The organism is Hylemonella sp. P2_B10 (assembly GCF_056404875.1).
This window is the reverse complement of record NZ_JBFUDE010000003.1, coordinates 820620-837811: the sequence shown is the minus strand read 5'-3', so window position 1 is coordinate 837811 and position 17192 is coordinate 820620. Positions and strand designations below refer to the sequence as shown.

Below are 17192 nucleotides of genomic sequence, written 5' to 3'. Positions count from 1 at the left end.
AACACCCGGCCGGGGAGCCACTGAGCCATGGAAAAACGCGTCCTGTTCCGTTCGCCCTGGCTGCCCTGGGCCTTGCTGGCCCCGCAGATGACGGTGGTGCTGGTGTTTTTCTTCTGGCCTGCGGCGCAGGCGCTGCTGCAATCCTTCCAGCTGCAGGACGCCTTCGGCACCTCCACCGAATGGGTGGGGTTCGACAACTTCAAGACGCTGTTCGCTGACGACGCCTACCTGGAATCGTTCAAGATCACTGCGCTGTTTTCGGTGCTGGTGGCGGTGCTGGGCATCGGCCTGGCGCTGCTGCTGGCGGTGTTTGCCGACCGCATCGTGCGCGGCGCCATGTTCTACAAGACCCTGCTGATACTGCCCTACGCCGTGGCGCCGGCGGTGGCGGGTGTGCTGTGGATCTTCATGTTCTCGCCGGCACTGGGTGTGGTGGCCTATGGGTTGCGCAACATCGGCATCGAGTGGGACCACCTGCTGAACTCCAACCAGGCCATGGGGCTGATCGTGATGGCGGCGATCTGGAAGCAGATTTCCTACAACTTCCTGTTCTTCCTGGCCGGGCTACAGTCCATCCCGAAGTCGCTGATCGAAGCCGCCGCGATTGACGGCGCGCGGCCGTGGCGACGCTTCTGGACCATCCAGTTCCCGCTCTTGTCGCCCACCACTTTCTTCCTGTTGGTGATCAACGTGGTGTACGCCTTCTTCGACACCTTCGCCATCGTGGACGCCTCCACCCACGGCGGGCCGGGGCGCGACACCATGATCCTGGTCTACAAGGTCTACCACGACGGTTTCAAGAACGGCGACCTGGGCGGCTCGGCCGCGCAATCGGTGGTGCTGATGGTGATCGTCATCGCGCTCACCGTGGCCCAGTTCCACTATGTCGAAAAAAAGGTGCAGTACTGATGACGCACTTGCAACACCTGCAGGACATCCGCCATGGTTGAGCGCCGCGCCACACTGGGCATCCTCGCGCACGCCGTGATGATTCTGGGCGTGCTCATCGTCGCCTTCCCGCTGTACCTGGCCTTCGTGGCCTCCACCCACACGTCGCAGGAGATCATCGCCGCGCCCATGCCCATGCTGCCGGGCAGCCACATGTGGGAGACCTACCGCGACGCGCTGCTGGGCGGCGTGGGCAGCAACTCCACCGCGCCAGTGGGGCGCATGATGTGGATCAGCCTGGTGACGGCGCTGGTCATCACCTTCGGCAAGATCACCATTTCGCTGCTGTCGGCGTTTGCCATCGTGTATTTCCGCTTCCCGGCGAAGCAGTTGTTCTTCTGGGCCATCTTCGTCACGCTGATGCTGCCGGTGGAGGTGCGCATCAGCCCCACCTACAAGGTGGTGTCCGACCTGGGCATGCTCAACAGCTACGCCGGCCTGACCATTCCGCTGATCGCCTCGGCCACCGCCACCTTTTTGTTCCGCCAATTCTTCCTGACCGTACCCGACGAGCTGGTGGAAGCCGCGCGCATGGACGGCGCGGGGCCCATGCGCTTCTTCAAGGACATCCTGCTGCCGCTGTCCAAGACCTCGATGGCGGCACTGTTCGTGATCCAGTTCATCTACGGCTGGAACCAGTACCTGTGGCCGCTGTTGGTGACCACCAGCGAGGACATGTACCCGGTGGTGATCGGCATCAAGCGCATGCTGGCCGGTGGTGACGCCGCCAACGAATGGAACGTGGTGATGGCCACCGCCATCCTGGCCATGCTGCCGCCTGCGCTGGTGGTGGTGCTGATGCAGAAGTGGTTTGTCAAAGGGTTGGTGGACTCGGAGAAGTAATTACTTTGCGGGACAGACCAACGCGAAGCGTTGCTCTGTCGCCAACTGATTAAAAAACTATGGCATCCATCTCTTTAAAAAACGTCGTCAAGCGCTACGGCGCCGGCAAGACCCAGGTGCAGGTGCTGCACAGCGTCAATGCCGAAATCCAGGACCACGAGTTCATCGTCATCGTCGGCCCTTCGGGCTGCGGCAAGTCCACGCTGCTGCGCATGGTGGCCGGGCTGGAGGAAATCAGCGGTGGCGACATCTGCATCGGCGAGCGGGTGGTCAACAACCTGGAGCCGTCCGAGCGCGACATCGCCATGGTGTTCCAGAACTATGCGCTGTACCCGCACATGACGGTGTTCGACAACATGGCCTATGGCCTGAAGATCGCCAAAGTGCCGGTGGACGAGATCAAGACGCGGGTGGACAAGGCCGCCAAGATCCTGGAGCTGGGCAACTACCTGCACCGCAAACCGCGCGAACTGTCGGGCGGGCAGCGCCAGCGCGTGGCCATGGGACGCGCCATCGTGCGCCAGCCGCAGGTGTTCCTGTTCGACGAGCCGCTGTCCAACCTGGATGCCAAGCTGCGCGCCCAGACCCGGCTCGAGATCCAGAAACTGCACCGCGAGCTGGGCATCACCTCGCTGTTCGTCACCCATGACCAGGTGGAAGCCATGACGCTGGCGCAGCGCATGATCGTGATGAACGCCGGCCGCATGGAGCAGTTCGGCACGCCGGAAGAGGTGTACAGCCGCCCGGCCACCACCTTCGTCGCCAGCTTCATAGGCTCACCACCCATGAACCTGCTGCACCACGCACCGGGTGGCAAGGCCGGCAGCATCCTGGGCGTGCGGCCGGAGCACCTGGCCATCGCCAACGACGGCTGGGCGGTGCAGGTGGAGACGGTGGAAATGCTGGGCGCCGAGCGCCTGGTCTACGGCCGGCTGCTTGAGGGCGGTGACATGCTGATCGTGCGCATTGAAGAAAGCGCGCCGGTGCCGGCCCTAGGCGCCAACATTCACGTGCTGGCGCAGCCCGACCGGCTGCATTGGTTTGACGCCGCCACCGGGCAACGCCAGTGATCGCCCCCTGGCCGTACCCGCGCTGGGTGGCCCACCGGGGTGCCGGCAAGCTGGCGCCCGAAAACACGCTGGCCGCCTTTCGCCTGGGCGCCAGCCACGGCTACCGCATGTTCGAGTGCGACGCCAAGCTGAGCGCCGACGGCGTGCCTTTCCTGATGCACGACGCCACGCTGGCGCGCACCACCAACGCCGCCGGGCTGTCACTCCCCTCTGCCGTGGGCGGTGACCTCCCCTGGGCAACGCTGAGCCAGCTGGACGCCGGCAGTTGGCATTCGCGCACCTATGCCGGCGAGCCCCTGCCCACGCTGGAGAACATCGCGCGCTTCTGCCTGAAGAACGACTACCTGCTGAACATCGAGATCAAGCCCACGCCGGGCACCGAGCGCCACACCGGCGAAGTGGTGGCCAGCCATGCTGCCCGCCTGTGGCAGGGCGCCGGGGTGCCGCCGCTGCTGACGTCGTTTCAGGTCGAGGCGCTGCACGGTGCCCGCGCCGCCGCGCCGGCACTGCCGCGCGGCCTGCTGCTGGACACGCTGTGGCCCGGCTGGTTGCCCACGGCGCTCGAACTGGGGTGCGTGGCTGTGGTCTGCAACCACGCGCTGTGGGACCCGCACACCGTGGCGCAGGCCAAGAGCGCCGGCCTGCGCACGCTGAGTTACACGGTGAACGACGAATGGGCGGCCCAGCGGCTGATCGCACTGGACACGGACGGCCTCATCACCGACCGGGTGGACTTGTTCTCACCGGCGGAGTAGGCGTGTACCCGCAGCCCCGAGGGCGCCATTCGGTAGCTATCCCCATGCTCTCTAACCTCGGGCGCCGCGATCTCCGGGCGATTGGATGTCGGCTTTGAGGCGTTGAGATCGAATCATCGAAGTTCGCATTTCGACCATAAGTGAACAATGAGCAGGCGTACCGCAGCTCAATCAATTGGCACCCGCGACGCAGCTGGATCATTTTTTTGGCAAGCCATTCTGCAAGTCCTGGATGTGCACAATCCAGCGCTTGGATTTGACGGAATACACGCGCTGCATTAGATTCCCGCACTTGATGACCTTGGCATCCTCCCCGCGCGCCGTCTTACTTGCGCTCCTGCTGTGGGGCGCCAGCATATCGCCAAGCATGGCGCAACCCGCCCCCGTGCCGGTCAGCCCAGGGCCAGAAGGGGCAGATCTCGCTGCCTCCGTCTGGATGTTGGAAGACCCGACAGGCGCACTCACGTTGGCCGATGTGCAGAGCCTGCCGAATGCCGGCCGCTTTCAGCCCCGCAGCCCGCGCGTTGGCTACACCACATCCGCTTACTGGCTTCGCATGCGCGTTGCCAATACCGCTGGCATGCCCGTGACCTGGTGGTTGGATACGGGTAACCGCAAGTTGCAGGAGTTGGACCTGTACGTTCCCGATGCCACCGGCCGCTATGCGCACCAGTCGGCCAGTTCCGGCCGCCCGTTTGCCAACCGGCCACTGCCCACGGCGGACTTTGTGTTCCCTGTCACGCTGTCGGCAGGCCAGACCGCCGACATCTACTTGCGTGCGCGCTCCACCGGATTTTCCATCCTGGCTGTGGCACCGCGTCTGTGGCAGCCCGCCACCTACAGCGCGCGGATGGAGAACGACAAGACCCAGTGGCTGCTGTACCTGGGCATGGCGGGCGCGCTGGGCCTGTTCAACCTGCTGCTGTTCTTCTCCATACGCGATGTCAACTACCTGCTGTACGTAGCCTCACTGCTGTCGGTGGTGTGGTCAGTGTGCTCGGGAGCAGGGGGCTATGGCTATGCGTTTGCCTACTTCTGGCCCAACTGGCCGGTGTTTGAGCAGATCAGCTGGATCGCCTCAATCGCCGTGGCGGCCTATTTCCCCCTGCTGTTCATCGTGCGCTTCACCGGCCTGCGTCAGGCGCTGCCGCGGCTGCACCGTTTTGTGGTCGTGTGCCTCGCCATCGCTGGCGTGTCCTGGGCCGTGAACATCACGCTGACCGCGCTGCATGTCACCAACACGCAATGGCCGCTGATGCACGCCATCAGCAAGTTCCATTCGGCGGTGTATGTCATGTTCGTGCTGGCCGTCGCCGCCGGCGTCGCGCGGCTGACCTGGGCCGGCAACCGCCAAGCCAAGTTCATTTGCTACGCCTGGGCGCCGCTGATCGTCAACTCCATAGGCTCAGGTGCCGTGCAGGCCATGGGCAAGCAGGCTGATCTGTCGCTGGTCATGTGGGCCTCGGCGTTTGAACTCATCGTCATGTCGCTGGCGCTGGCGGACCGCTACAACCAGGAGCGCCGGGCCAAGGCCCGAGCGCAGGAAGAAAAGGCCGCCGCCCAGGCCCAACTGGTGCAGGCGCTGCAGCAGTCCGCACAGCAATTGGAGGCCAAGGTTGTGCTGCGTACCGAGGAACTGCAGGCCGAGCAGACCCGCACCCAAACCCTGCTGACGCGCAACCAGGACCTGCTGCACAACATCCTGCCGGTAGAGCTGGCGCAGGAACTGTCCGCCACCGGCAGTGCGCGCCCGGCGCGGCATGAGTCCGCCACCATCCTGTTCACCGACTTCAGCGGTTTCACGCAGGCGGTGGCCACCATGCCGGCGGACCGCATGGTGGCCGAGCTCAACGAAATTTTCGCCGCGTTTGACGACATTACCGATGACTGCGGCGTAGAAAAGATCAAGACCATTGGCGACGCCTACATGGCCGCTGCCGGCCTGCCCAAGCCCTGTGCCGATCATGCCCAGCGTTGCGTGCAGGCTAGCTTGCGTATGCTTGCCTACCTGGAGCAGCGCAACCAGCAGGCCGCTTTCAAATGGGCGCTGCGCATAGGCGTGCACTCCGGCCCGGTGGTGGCCGGCGTGGTGGGCAAGCGCAAATACGCCTTTGACATCTGGGGGGACACGGTCAACGTGGCCTCACGCATGGAAAGCTCTGGTGAGGAGGGCAAGGTGAACGTCTCTGCCTATACCTACGACCTGATACGCCACGACTACCACTGCAACTACCGTGGCAAGGTGGATGCCAAGGGCAAAGGGCATATAGACATGTACTTTGTTGAAGGCCGGGTACTTGGGTAAGTACTCGGGCCATAGCGCAGCGCGCTGGCATACCCCTCAGAATTGGCTAGGCCGTGATGTTGTCAGAATCGATTGGGCCTGAGCAGCAAGAAGTTTTTGATCACTTGCAACATGAGCCAGATATTCAGTCTGCTCTGACGAATGGCTGCTTTGGGCACTTTGCCGCCTTAGCCGAAAGTCCGACAAGGGCACCGTATTTGCCGGTGGCGCAACCATTTGGTATCCACTGGGGAAACCTACCTATCAGCGTGAGGAGGCCTCAAATCCCCTTGAGGCGACCCAGTAGAGACTTACCTTTGGCGTCAATGGTGATGCCCATGCGGCCCATGCACATGGCGGTGGGCAATTTCCTCCTCGGTGGCGGCCCGCACGTCCACCACGGTCAGCCCAAAACGCAGTTCCCTGCCGGCCAGGGGGTGGTTGCCGTCCAGCACGGCATCGTCCTTCTTGACCTCCATCACGGTGAAGATCAGCGGCTGGCCGGCTTCGTTCTCGCCGCCCCGCAATTGCATGCCCACCTTGACCGGGCTGGGCAGGTTGGCGCGCGGCACGGTCTTGAGCAGGCTTTCGTCACGCTCGCCAAAGGCGTCTTGCGGGTGCAGTTCGACGGTGGCCTGGTAGCCGGGCATGCGCTCGTCCACCGCCGCCTCGATCTTGGGGAAGATGTTGTCGTAACCGCCATGCAGGTACACCATGGGCTGGCGGCTTTCCTCGATCAGCTTGCCTTTGGGGTCCATCAGCTTGTAGCGCAGGCTGACCACGGTGTTCTTGGTAATTTTCATCTGGGGCTTTCGTTGGGCCGGCCTGGACGGGGCGCCGCCAGCCTGCCGGATTGAGCGCCGATTCTAGGCCGCCCGAGCACAGGTACGCTGGCAAACGGTCATGCCTGTCCGATCTTTCAACGGCGCGACAGCCACCACTGGCTGCTGGCGCAGCACAGCACCAGCGCCGCGTAGCTGGCCATCTTGCCGTCGTTGCCGAACCACCACAGCCCCGCCAACAGCGCCGCCAGCCCCACCCCGCCATTCACCAGCACCTGGGTCCAGAAGCCATGGCGCCGGGCGTGGCGGCTGAAAATGAAGCGCCCGCCCAGCGCCAGCAGCAGCGCCACGGCGAGCGCAGGGGCGGCGAAATTCAGGGCGTGGTCCAACAGGTCCAGGGCGCTCATGGATGGATGGGTGGTTAGATGAAAAAGGGCCGGGCCGGTGGCAATTGACCCCCGTCAATCGGGGGTGTGGCGCAAATTTTATAATCCCGGGATGGCAGTCTGGGCATTAGGCATCAACCACACGACCGCTCCGCTCGATCTGCGGGGCCGGTTTGCCTTTGCGCTGGACCAGTTGCAGCCTACTTTGCACGGCCTGCGCGGCGCCTTGTCACGCAGTGCCGAGGCGGCCATCATCTCCACCTGCAACCGCACCGAAATCTATGGCGCCGGTGATCACATGGAGTTGGAACCCATGGTGGACTGGCTGGCGCACAGCGGCCGTGTCTCGGCCCAGCAGTTGCGCGGCCATGCCTATACCCTGCACGACGACCACGCGGCGCGCCACGCTTTTCGCGTCGCCAGCGGGCTGGATTCCATGGTGCTGGGTGAGGCGCAGATCCTGGGGCAGATGAAGGATGCCGTGCGCATGGCCGAAGAGGCCGGCGCCCTGGGCAGTACGCTGAACCAGCTGTTCCAGCGCTCGTTCGCGGTGGCCAAGGAGGTGCGCACCAGCACCGAGATCGGCGCCCACTCCATCAGCATGGCGGCCGCCACGGTGCGCCTGGCTGGCCAGTTGTTCGAAGACCTGTCCGACATCCGGGTGCTGTTTGTCGGTGCTGGCGAGATGATCGAACTGGCCGCCACCCATTTCGCCGCCCGCAAGCCGCGCGGCATGACCATTGCCAACCGTTCGCTGGACCGCGGCGAGGCGCTGGCCTCGCGCTTCGGCGCCGAGGTGATGCGCCTGGCCGAGCTGCCGGCGCGCCTGCACGAGTTCGACGCCGTGGTCAGCTGCACCGCCAGCACCCTGCCGCTGATTGGCCTGGGCGCGGTGGAGCGGGCGCTGAAGGCACGCCGCCACCGCCCCATGCTGATGGTGGACCTGGCGGTGCCGCGCGACATCGAACCCGAGGTGAAGAAGCTGCAAGACGTCTACCTGTACACCGTGGACGACCTGGCCGCCGTGGTGCAGACCGGTCAGGCCAACCGCCAGGCAGCGGTGGCGCAGGCCGAGGTCATCATCGATGCCGGCGTGCAAAGCTTCATGCACTGGGTGGACCAGCGCGGCAATGTGCCGCTGATCCAGCGCCTGAACGCCCAGGCCGACGAGTGGCGCCAGGCCGAGATTTCCCGCGCCCGCAAGCTGCTGGCCAAGGGGCAGGATGTGGAAGCGGTGCTGGACGCGCTGTCCAAGGGCCTGACGCAAAAGATGCTGCATGGCGCGCTGGCCGAGCTGCATGCTGGCGACGCGCAGGCGCGCGAGCGTGCCGGCACGGCCATTCAGCACTTCTTCCTGCGCAAAGAGCGTTAGCGGAGCTCGACTGCGCGGACTCGCCCTTCGACAAGCTCAGGGTGAACGGTTGGTGTTCCAACCCCGCGCACGCACACCAGCCCGTTCGGGCTGAGCCTGTCGAAGCCCCCACGAACCCTTTGCGCACGGTACCCCATGAAAACCTTCCTCCGCCACCAGCTCGAACGCTACGCCAACCGCCTGGGCGAGCTGGAGTTCCTGCTGTCGCGCGAGGACATCATGAAGGACATGAGCCAGTTCCTGGTACTGTCGCGCGAGCACTCGGAGGTGACGCAGATCGCCGGCCGTTACGCCCGCTACCAGCAGCGCGAGGGCGACCTGGCCGCAGCCCGGGAACTGCAGGCCGGTGCCGCTGACGACGCCGACATGGCCGCCATGGCGCAAGAGGAAATCGAATCGGCACAGGCTGAGCTGGCCACACTGGAAGACGAACTGCAGCGTCTGCTGCTGCCCAAGGACCCCGACGACGCCCGCAACGCCTTTCTGGAAATCCGCGCCGGCACCGGCGGCGACGAGTCGGCACTGTTTGCCGGTGACTTGCTGCGCATGTACACCCGCTACTTCGAACGCCAGGGCTGGAAGACCGAGCTGATCAGCGAGTCTCCGAGTGAGCTGGGCGGCTACAAGGAAGTGGTGCTGCGCATCGAGGGCGCCGGCGTGTATGGCGCGCTGCGCTTCGAGTCCGGCGGCCACCGGGTGCAACGCGTGCCGGCCACCGAAACCCAGGGGCGCATCCACACCAGCGCCTGCACGGTGGCGGTGCTGCCTGAGCCGGACGAGGCGGTGGCGGTGCAGATCAACCCGGCGGATTTGCGCATAGACACCTACCGCGCCAGCGGTGCCGGCGGCCAGCACATCAACAAGACCGATTCGGCGGTGCGCATCACCCACATCCCCACCGGCATCGTGGCCGAGTGCCAGGACGACCGCTCGCAGCACCGCAACAAGGCCAAGGCCCTGCAGGTGCTGTCAGCCCGCATCCAGGAAAAAGAACGCTCGGAGCAGGCCGCCAAGGACGCCGCCATGCGCAAGGGCTTGGTGGGCAGCGGCGACCGCAGCGACCGCATACGCACCTACAACTTTCCGCAGGGCCGGTTGACCGACCACCGCATCAACCTGACGCTGTACAAGCTGTTGTTCATCATGGAAGGCGACCTGGGTGAAGTGCTGCAGGCGCTGCGCCACGCGCGCGAAGCCGAGCAATTGGCCGAACTGGAACTGGCCACGCCGTGAGGCCGGTCCGCCAGTTCCGTACTAAGCCACCATGAGCACCCTCAGCATCGCCCAGGCCTTGAGCGCCACCCAGGCCCTGGGCCTGGAGCGGCTGGACGCCCAACTGTTGCTGCTGCATGTGCTGGGCCGCCCAGCAGCCGAGCGGGCCTGGCTGCTGGCGCATGACGCCGACCCGCTGCCACCCACCCGCCAGCAGGCGCTGCTGGCACTGGCCAGCCGCCGCGCGGCTGGCGAGCCGCTGGCCTACCTGACCGGCCACAAGGAATTCTTCGGCCTGGACTTGCAGGTAGACGCGCGCGTGCTGGTGCCGCGACCAGACACCGAGACCCTGGTGGACTGGGCGCTGCAGGTGCTGGCACCCCACGCCGAGGGCAGCGTGGTGGACCTGGGCTGCGGCAGCGGCGCCATCGCGCTGGCGCTGAAAGCCACGCGGCCGCAGCTGCGGGTCAGCGCGCTGGACGCCAGTGCCGACGCGCTGGCCGTGGCGCAGACCAACGCCCAGCGCCTGCGGCTGGATGTCGCCTTCAGCCAGGGCGACTGGCTCAGCATGACCTCCGGGCGGTTTGACGCCATCGTGTCCAACCCGCCCTACATTGCCGACGGCGACCACCATCTGCCGGCGCTGCGACATGAACCGGAGCAAGCACTGACTTCTGGCAAAGACGGCCTGGATGCGATACGAAAAATCATCCAGCAAGCCCCTGACCATGTGAACTCCGGCGGCTGGTTGCTGCTCGAACATGGCCACGACCAGGCCGACGCCGTGCGCGCCTTGCTGGCCAACGCCGGCTTTAACGAGGTACAAAGCCGCAAAGACCTGGCCGGCATCGCGCGCTGCTCCGGCGGCCAATGGCCAACAGTGAAATAATCCACCCCAAGAGAGATTCAGGAGTTTTCAACATGAGCGACAACAGCCAACAACGTATTGATGAACTGGTGAAGGGCAACGAGGTCCTGCTGTTCATGAAGGGCAATGCCAGTTTTCCGCAATGCGGCTTCTCCGGCCGCGCGATCCAGATTTTGAAAGCCTGCGGCGTGGACACCAAGGCGGTGAAAACCGTCAACGTGCTGGAAGACGACGAGATCCGCCAGGGCATCAAGAGCTACAGCAACTGGCCCACCATCCCGCAGTTGTATGTGCGTGGCGAATTCGTCGGCGGCTCGGACATCATGATGGAGATGTACGAGTCCGGCGAATTGCAGCAGGTGCTGGGCGGCAACGCCAGCTGAACGCCAACCGGCCTGGGCGCGCGCTTTACACAAGGCGCAGCAGGCATCTGCCACAATGCAAGCAGGCCCTTAGGCACTGCTTGCCATGACATCTCTCACCTGCTTCCTGCCGCGCGCGGCGGCTTTCTCATTGGCAATGGCGCTGGCCTCATCCGTCGCGCTGGCGGCCGATGAACCAGACGCCATCACCCCCTACCGCCCCTCCGTTTCCAGCCCGGCGCAATTGCCCGCCGTGGGCCAATTGGAGCTGGAGTTGGGCGGCCTGCACCAGGCCAGCCCCGGCGCCCAGCGCAACAGCCTGCCCTACCAGCTCAAGCTGGCCTTCAGCAAGGAATGGGGGCTGTTGCTGGGTGGCGAAGCCAGCATTGCCACCAGCGACGCCGGCGGCAAGAGCCAGGGTGGCGGCGACACCACGCTGGTGCTCAAGCGCGCCTGGATCGTGGACGACGCCACCGCTTGGGGCATGGAATTCGGCGCCAAGCTGCCCACTGCCGGTGACACCCTGGGCAGCGGCAAGGCCGATTACACGGTCAACACCATCCTCAGCAAAGACCTGGGTGCGCTGCACATGGATGCCAACCTGAACGCCACCCGGCTCGGTGCGGCCGACCCTGGCACAGGGCGCACGCAAGTGGGCTGGTCGACTTCGTTCTCCACCGCGCTGTCGGAGCAATGGGGCATCAACGGCGAGTTGTCCGGCACGCACCGCAGTGGCGTGGCCAACAGCGCGCAACTGTTGAGCGCGCTGACCTACAGCCCCAGCAAGCGGCTGACTTTTGACATCGGCGTGGCCCGGGCCTTCCAGCCCCACCCCGGCACCACCTCGGTCTTTGCCGGCGTGGTGTTTCCGGTCGCCAAGCTGTTCTGAGGCCGCGCATGGGACAGCACAGCCACCACGATCACGATCACGATCACGATCACGATCACGATCACGATCACGAGCACGAGCACGAGCACGCAGGCCACGCCCATAGAGGCCATGGCCATGCCGGGCACCACCACCATCACCACGCGCCGGTGGACGGCCACCAAAAAGCCTTTGCCATCGCCGTGGTGCTGAACACGCTGTTCGTGGCCATCGAATTCGCCTTCGGTTTCGTCGCCAACTCCACCGCGCTGATGGCCGACGCCGGCCACAACCTGTCAGACGTGCTGGGCCTGCTGCTGTCCTGGGGCGCCATCGCGCTGGAACGGCGCCAGGCCAGCCAGCGCTACAGCTACGGGCTGCGCGGCGCCTCCATCCTGGCGGCGCTGGCCAATGCCATGCTGCTGCTGCTGGCCTGCGGCGCCATCGCTTGGGAGGCGGTGGGACGCATCCATGCACCGCCCGAGGTGCAGGGGTTGACAGTCAGTGTGGTGGCGGCGGTTGGCATCGTGGTCAACGGCGTGTCGGCCTGGCTGTTCATGCGCGGCGCCAAGGACGACCTGAACATACGCGGGGCCTATCTGCACATGGCGGCCGACGCTGCCATTTCGCTGGGCGTGGCACTGGCCGGCGTGGCCATCCTGTTCACCGGCTGGCAGTGGCTGGACCCGGTGGTCAGCTTGGGGGTCGTGCTGGTCATCGTGGTGGGCACCTGGAACCTGCTGCGCGAATCGGCACAGTTGGCGCTCAACGCCGTGCCGGAACAAGTGGATGTGGTCGCGGTGGAGGCTTACCTGCGCCAACTGCACGGCGTGGCCGACGTCTGCGACCTGCATGTGTGGGGCCTGAGCACCACCGAGAACGCGTTGACGGTGCAGGTGGTGATGCCGGCAGGCCACCCGGGCGACGCCTTCATGCGCGAGGTCAGCGAGACACTGAAGGAGCGCTTCGCCATCCACCACAGCACCGTGCAGATCGCGCTGGCTGCCACTGAACAGGCGTGTGCGCTGAGCAAGGCGCCACCACGCGCGGCGATGCCACCCGCGCATGCGCACGCCCACCACCACTGAGCCGGTTAACAATCAAGCTGGCTTGGCGGGCGCGAATTCCCAGTTCTTGCTGGCCGCCAAGACCGCATCCGGATACGGCGCCTTGCCGCGCGAACCGTTGTAGCGGCCCAGGGCCATGAAGAGGTTGCCTTTCTCCACGTCCAGGTAGTGGCGCAGGATCACGCAGCCAAAGCGCAGGTTGGTCTGCATGTGGAACAGCATGCTGGCATCGCCCGGGGCGCTGAGCACGCGGGTCCAGAACGGCATCACCTGCATGTAGCCGCGTGCGCCCACACTCGAGACGGCAAATTTGCGGAAATTGCTCTCCACCTGCACCAGCCCCAGCACCAGAGCGGTATCCAGGCCGGCGCGCCGGCTCTCATACCAGATGGTCTGCAGGAACTCCTTGCGCACGTTCCATTCGGGCTTCTTCTTCTTCAGCCGTTCGCTCATGGCGCCCAGCCAACGCAGGTAGGCCAGGCGGGCTTCGGTGTCGGCAAACACCGGCACCGGTGGCGCACTGTTGGCAATGGCCGAGCTCAAAGCCGTGCGCACCGAATCAGCCAGCGGCTCCTCGACCTGGGCGCCGGCGCGGGCCGGCTGCTGCCACCCCAGCATCCCCAGGCCAGCGGCCAGCGACAGCAGGCAGGCCCGCCGGTCTGGATGCCTCATGCAGCCAGCTTGGACTGGATGAAGCCCAACACCTCAGCCACCGCCACTTTGGTGGCGGCAGCGTCGCGCCGGCCCTGGTACTCGAACTGTCCCTCTTTGATGCCACGGTCGGAAATCACCACCCGGTGCGGCACGCCTATCAGTTCCCAGTCGGCAAACATGGCACCGGGGCGCTCGCCGCGGTCGTCCAGGATCACGTCCGCCCCGGCAGCCAGCAATTCGCCGTACAACTTGTCGGCCGCGGCTTTCACGTCGGGGCTGCGGTCCGGGCCAATGGGGCACAGCACCACGGTGAACGGCGCCAGCGCGTCAGGCCAGATGATGCCGCGCTCATCGTGGTTCTGCTCAATCGCCGCGGCCGGCAGGCGGGTGATGCCAATGCCGTAACACCCCATCTCCAGGAACTGCGGCTTGCCGTTCTCGTCCAGGAAGGTGGCGTTCATCGGCTTGCTGTACTTGGTGCCCAGCACGAACACATGGCCCACCTCGATGCCGCGCTCAATGGCGAGCACGCCCTGGCCATCCGGCGACGGGTCGCCGGCCACCACATTGCGCAAATCAGCCACCAAGGTCGGTTCGGGCAGGTCGCGGCCCCAGTTGACGCCGGTCAGGTGGTGGTCCACCTCGTTGGCGCCGCACACCCAGTCGGCCAGCACGGCCACTTCGCGGTCCACCACCAGCTTCACCGGTTGCTGCAGGTTCAGCGGGCCCAGGTAGCCGGGCTTGCAGCCAAAATGCGCCTCGATCTCGGGCACGGAGGCAAAACGGAAACCATGGTCCAGCCCCGGCACCTTGCTGGCCTTGATCTCGTTCAAGTCGTGGTCACCGCGCAGCAGCAACAGCCAGACCTGCACCTTGGCGACCTCGCCACGCTCGTCCAGCTGCTCAGTGGCCAGCACCAGCGACTTCACGGTGCGCGCCAGCGGCAGACCCAGCAGCGCCGCCACGTCTTCGCAGGTGCTCTTGCCCGGCGTCGGCGTTTTGGTCAAGGCCTGGGTGGCCGCAGCACGCGGACCTGCCGGCGCCAGCGCCTCGGCCTTCTCCATGTTGGCGGCATAGCTGCTGTCGGGGCAGTAGACGATGGCGTCCTCGCCGGTGGCGGCGATGACCTGGAATTCCTCGCTGGTGTCCCCGCCAATCGCGCCGCTGTCGGCCGCCACCGCGCGGTAGCGCAGGCCGAAGCGGTCGAAGATGCGGCGGTAGGCGTCGCTCATGATGCGGTAGCTTTGCTTGGCACCTTCCAGGTCCTTGTCGAAGCTGTAGGCGTCCTTCATGGTGAACTCGCGCCCGCGCATCAGGCCGAAGCGCGGGCGGCGCTCGTCGCGGAACTTGGTCTGGATCTGGTACAGGTTCTTCGGCAATTGTTTGTAACTGCGGAATTCCTGCCGGCCGATGTCGGTGATCACCTCTTCACTGGTGGGCTGCACGATGTAGTCGCGCTCGTGCCGGTCCTTGATGCGCAGCAGCTCGGGGCCATTGGTCTCGAAGCGGCCGGTCTCCTGCCACAGCTCGGCCGGCTGTATCACCGGCATGGTCAACTCCACCGCACCGGCGCGGTTCATCTCCTCACGCACGATGGCCTCCACCTTGCGGATCACGCGCAGGCCCATGGGCATGTAGGTGTAAATGCCGGCACCCAGCTTCTTGATCATGCCGGCGCGCATCATCAACCGGTGGCTGGCCACTTCGGCGTCGGCAGGTGCCTCTTTGAGGGTGGAAATGAAGAAATTAGAGGCTTTCATCGGCGGGTCGGTGCGGCTTGACAGGAGGTTGACCCCCTTGATGCATGGCTGACGCTGTGCATAATGGAATCAGTTTAAAAATTGGGGTTTGATTATGCTTGACCGGGACGGCTTTAGGCCGAACGTCGGCATCGTCCTGCTCAACCAGAAAAACCAGGTATTCTGGGGCAAGCGCATACGCACCCATTCCTGGCAGTTTCCGCAGGGTGGCATTGACCGGGGCGAAACCCCCGAGCAGGCCATGTTCCGGGAACTCCACGAAGAGGTCGGGCTAGCGCCCGAGCATGTGCGCATTGTTGCCCGTACCCGCGACTGGTTGCGCTACGAAGTGCCTGACCGCTTCATTCGGCGGGATGCGCGCGGCCATTACAAGGGCCAGAAGCAGATCTGGTACCTGCTGCAACTGGTCGGCCACGACTGGGATTTGAACCTGCGCGCCACCGACCACCCTGAGTTCGACGCCTGGCGCTGGAACGACTACTGGGTACCGCTGGATGTGGTGGTGGAATTCAAACGCGGCGTCTATGAAATGGCGCTGACCGAATTGGCGCGGTATCTGCCGCGCAACGACCACCGCAACCGTTTTCTGCGCCAGGGCACGCGCCAGCGCGATGGCGAGTATGCCACTGCGCCCTCTCTGCCCTCGGGGGACATGCTGCCTGCAGCCATGGAACTGCCACCTGGCGCCACGTTTGAGCCGCAGCCACCGGCTGGTGGCCCGGTCCGGTATCCCGGCATCAAGCATGACCACTGAACCCTGAGACAGCCGGCCCACGTGTCCTGACGCGACTCAGCGCGTCAGGACCAGGTTGTCCCGGTGCAGCATCTCGGGCTCGGCCACATAGCCCAGCAACTTTTCGAATTCGCTGGACGGCTTGCGCAAGATCAGCCGGGCCTCGCTGCTGGCGTAATTGGCCAGGCCGCGGGCGATTTCCTGCCCCTGCGGATCCCGCACAGCGATGACGTCGCCGCGCGAAAAGTCACCCTCCACCGCCGTCATGCCAATGGGCAGCAGGCTCTTGCCCTCGTCGCGCAGCTTGGCCACGGCGCCGGCATCGACGGTGACCGAGCCACGCAGTTGCAGGTGGTCGGCCATCCACTGCTTGCGCGCCTGCTGCTTGGCCGTCTGGGCCACCAGCAGCGTGCCAATGGCCTCGCCGCGCGACAGGCGCACCAGCGCATCGGGCTCGCGGCCCCAGGCGATAACGGTGGAAGCCCCTGAGCCGGCGGCGCGCTTGGCTGCCAGGATCTTGGTGATCATGCCGCCGCGCCCCAGGCTGGAGCCGGCGCCACCGGCCATGGCCTCCAGCGCCGGGTCGCCGGCCTGGCCCACATGCACAAATTGCGCCGCCGGGTCCCGGCGCGGGTCGGCCGTGAACAGGCCTTTCTGGTCGGTCAGGATGACCAAGGCGTCGGCTTCCACCAGGTTGGCCACCAGCGCGCCCAGGGTATCGTTGTCACCGAACTTGATTTCGTCGTTGACCACGGTGTCGTTCTCGTTGATCACCGGCACCACGCCCAGCTTGATCAGCGTCAGCAGTGTGGAGCGGGCGTTCAGGTAGCGCTCGCGGTCAGCCAGATCGGCATGCGTCAGCAGCACCTGGGCGCTGCCCAGGCCGTGCTGGCGCAGTTTGGTTTCGTACATCTGCGCCAGGCCCATCTGGCCGACGGCGGCGGCGGCCTGCAGCTCGTTGATTTCGTGCGGGCGGGTGCTCCAGCCCAGGCGCTTCATGCCCTCGGCAATGGCACCGCTGGACACCATGATGAGTTCGCGCCGGCCGCTCTCGGCGTCACCCCCGCCTTCGCCCTTCACCAGCACCGCCAGTTGACGGCACCATTCGCCGATGGCCGCTTCGTCCAGGCCCCGGCCTTCGTTGGTGACCAGGCTGGAGCCGACCTTGACCACAATGCGCCGGGCATGGCGCAGCACGCTGGATCCGGAAGTCATGCTCATCGGGGCA

Annotated in this window: 17 protein-coding genes; 12 read left to right on the top strand and 5 right to left on the bottom strand. The window is 65.4% G+C overall.

The annotated features are described in order from the left end of the window. The first annotated feature begins 27 nt into the window (after nt 1-27). The 5 genes from ugpA to AC1DX2_RS16280 all read left to right on the top strand — a co-directional run bounded on the left by ugpA (nt 28) and on the right by AC1DX2_RS16280 (nt 5921). Nucleotides 28-909 carry a sn-glycerol-3-phosphate ABC transporter permease UgpA gene (ugpA, locus tag AC1DX2_RS16300; RefSeq protein ID WP_477197403.1) on the top strand — a complete coding sequence of 294 codons (882 nt, stop codon included), beginning with the start codon at nt 28-30 and terminating at the stop codon, nt 907-909. A gap of 33 nt (nt 910-942) precedes the next feature. After that, complete coding sequence (gene ugpE, locus AC1DX2_RS16295; protein ID WP_477197402.1) at nt 943-1791, top strand: sn-glycerol-3-phosphate ABC transporter permease UgpE; 849 nt, start codon at nt 943-945, stop codon at nt 1789-1791. A 59-nt stretch (nt 1792-1850) separates the two neighbouring features. Next, nucleotides 1851-2861 carry a sn-glycerol-3-phosphate ABC transporter ATP-binding protein UgpC gene (ugpC, locus tag AC1DX2_RS16290; protein WP_477197401.1) on the top strand — a complete coding sequence of 337 codons (1011 nt, stop codon included), beginning with the start codon at nt 1851-1853 and terminating at the stop codon, nt 2859-2861. After that, a complete protein-coding gene (ugpQ, locus tag AC1DX2_RS16285) occupies nt 2858-3616 on the top strand; it encodes a glycerophosphodiester phosphodiesterase (protein WP_477197400.1) in 759 nt (252 codons plus the stop codon). The genes ugpC and ugpQ overlap by 4 nt, the downstream gene beginning before the upstream one ends. Nucleotides 3617-3848: 232 nt before the next feature. After that, nucleotides 3849-5921, top strand: a complete 2073-nt coding sequence (locus AC1DX2_RS16280) for an adenylate/guanylate cyclase domain-containing protein (RefSeq protein ID WP_477197399.1) — start codon at nt 3849-3851, stop codon at nt 5919-5921. A gap of 302 nt (nt 5922-6223) precedes the next feature. On the opposite strand, the gene AC1DX2_RS16275 is transcribed toward AC1DX2_RS16280, so the two are convergent. Together AC1DX2_RS16275 and AC1DX2_RS16270 are read right to left on the bottom strand one after the other, a co-directional pair. Further along, nucleotides 6224-6703 carry an FKBP-type peptidyl-prolyl cis-trans isomerase gene (locus AC1DX2_RS16275; RefSeq protein ID WP_477197398.1) on the bottom strand — a complete coding sequence of 160 codons (480 nt, stop codon included), beginning with the start codon at nt 6701-6703 and terminating at the stop codon, nt 6224-6226. Between the two features lie 116 nt (nt 6704-6819). Further along, entirely contained in the window at nt 6820-7089 is a 270-nt protein-coding gene (locus AC1DX2_RS16270; protein WP_477197397.1) for a hypothetical protein, read from the bottom strand. A gap of 91 nt (nt 7090-7180) precedes the next feature. Here AC1DX2_RS16270 and hemA point away from each other — a divergent pair, with 91 nt between their 5' ends. From hemA to AC1DX2_RS16240, 6 genes are all read left to right on the top strand, one after another. After that, entirely contained in the window at nt 7181-8440 is a 1260-nt protein-coding gene (gene hemA / locus AC1DX2_RS16265) for a glutamyl-tRNA reductase (RefSeq protein WP_477197396.1), read from the top strand. Between the two features lie 135 nt (nt 8441-8575). Next, a complete protein-coding gene (gene prfA / locus AC1DX2_RS16260; RefSeq protein WP_477197395.1) occupies nt 8576-9673 on the top strand; it encodes a peptide chain release factor 1 in 1098 nt (365 codons plus the stop codon). Between the two features lie 31 nt (nt 9674-9704). Further along, complete coding sequence (prmC, locus tag AC1DX2_RS16255) at nt 9705-10541, top strand: peptide chain release factor N(5)-glutamine methyltransferase (RefSeq protein ID WP_477197394.1); 837 nt, start codon at nt 9705-9707, stop codon at nt 10539-10541. A 32-nt stretch (nt 10542-10573) separates the two neighbouring features. Further along, the gene (grxD, locus tag AC1DX2_RS16250; protein ID WP_477197393.1) at nt 10574-10903 is read left to right on the top strand and encodes a Grx4 family monothiol glutaredoxin; all 330 of its coding nucleotides are present in this window, start codon (nt 10574-10576) and stop codon (nt 10901-10903) included. A gap of 85 nt (nt 10904-10988) precedes the next feature. Further along, nucleotides 10989-11771, top strand: coding sequence for a transporter (locus AC1DX2_RS16245; RefSeq protein ID WP_477197392.1), 783 nt, complete (start codon nt 10989-10991; stop codon nt 11769-11771). A 149-nt stretch (nt 11772-11920) separates the two neighbouring features. Further along, complete coding sequence (locus AC1DX2_RS16240) at nt 11921-12838, top strand: cation diffusion facilitator family transporter (protein ID WP_477197391.1); 918 nt, start codon at nt 11921-11923, stop codon at nt 12836-12838. Nucleotides 12839-12850: 12 nt separating this feature from the next. Here AC1DX2_RS16240 and AC1DX2_RS16235 read toward each other — a convergent pair whose 3' ends face one another. Further along, the gene (locus tag AC1DX2_RS16235; protein ID WP_477197390.1) at nt 12851-13489 is read right to left on the bottom strand and encodes a lytic transglycosylase domain-containing protein; all 639 of its coding nucleotides are present in this window, start codon (nt 13487-13489) and stop codon (nt 12851-12853) included. Next, on the bottom strand, nt 13486-15231 hold the full coding sequence (locus tag AC1DX2_RS16230) for a proline--tRNA ligase (protein WP_477197389.1): 1746 nt from the start codon (nt 15229-15231) through the stop codon (nt 13486-13488). The genes AC1DX2_RS16235 and AC1DX2_RS16230 overlap by 4 nt, the downstream gene beginning before the upstream one ends. 94 nt (nt 15232-15325) lie before the next feature. Here AC1DX2_RS16230 and AC1DX2_RS16225 point away from each other — a divergent pair, with 94 nt between their 5' ends. Then, complete coding sequence (locus tag AC1DX2_RS16225; RefSeq protein WP_477197388.1) at nt 15326-15985, top strand: RNA pyrophosphohydrolase; 660 nt, start codon at nt 15326-15328, stop codon at nt 15983-15985. Nucleotides 15986-16021: 36 nt separating this feature from the next. Here AC1DX2_RS16225 and proB read toward each other — a convergent pair whose 3' ends face one another. Then, nucleotides 16022-17185: a glutamate 5-kinase gene (gene proB, locus AC1DX2_RS16220; protein WP_477197387.1), complete on the bottom strand. Its 1164-nt coding sequence runs from the start codon at nt 17183-17185 to the stop codon at nt 16022-16024. Between the last annotated feature and the right edge of the window lie 7 nt (nt 17186-17192).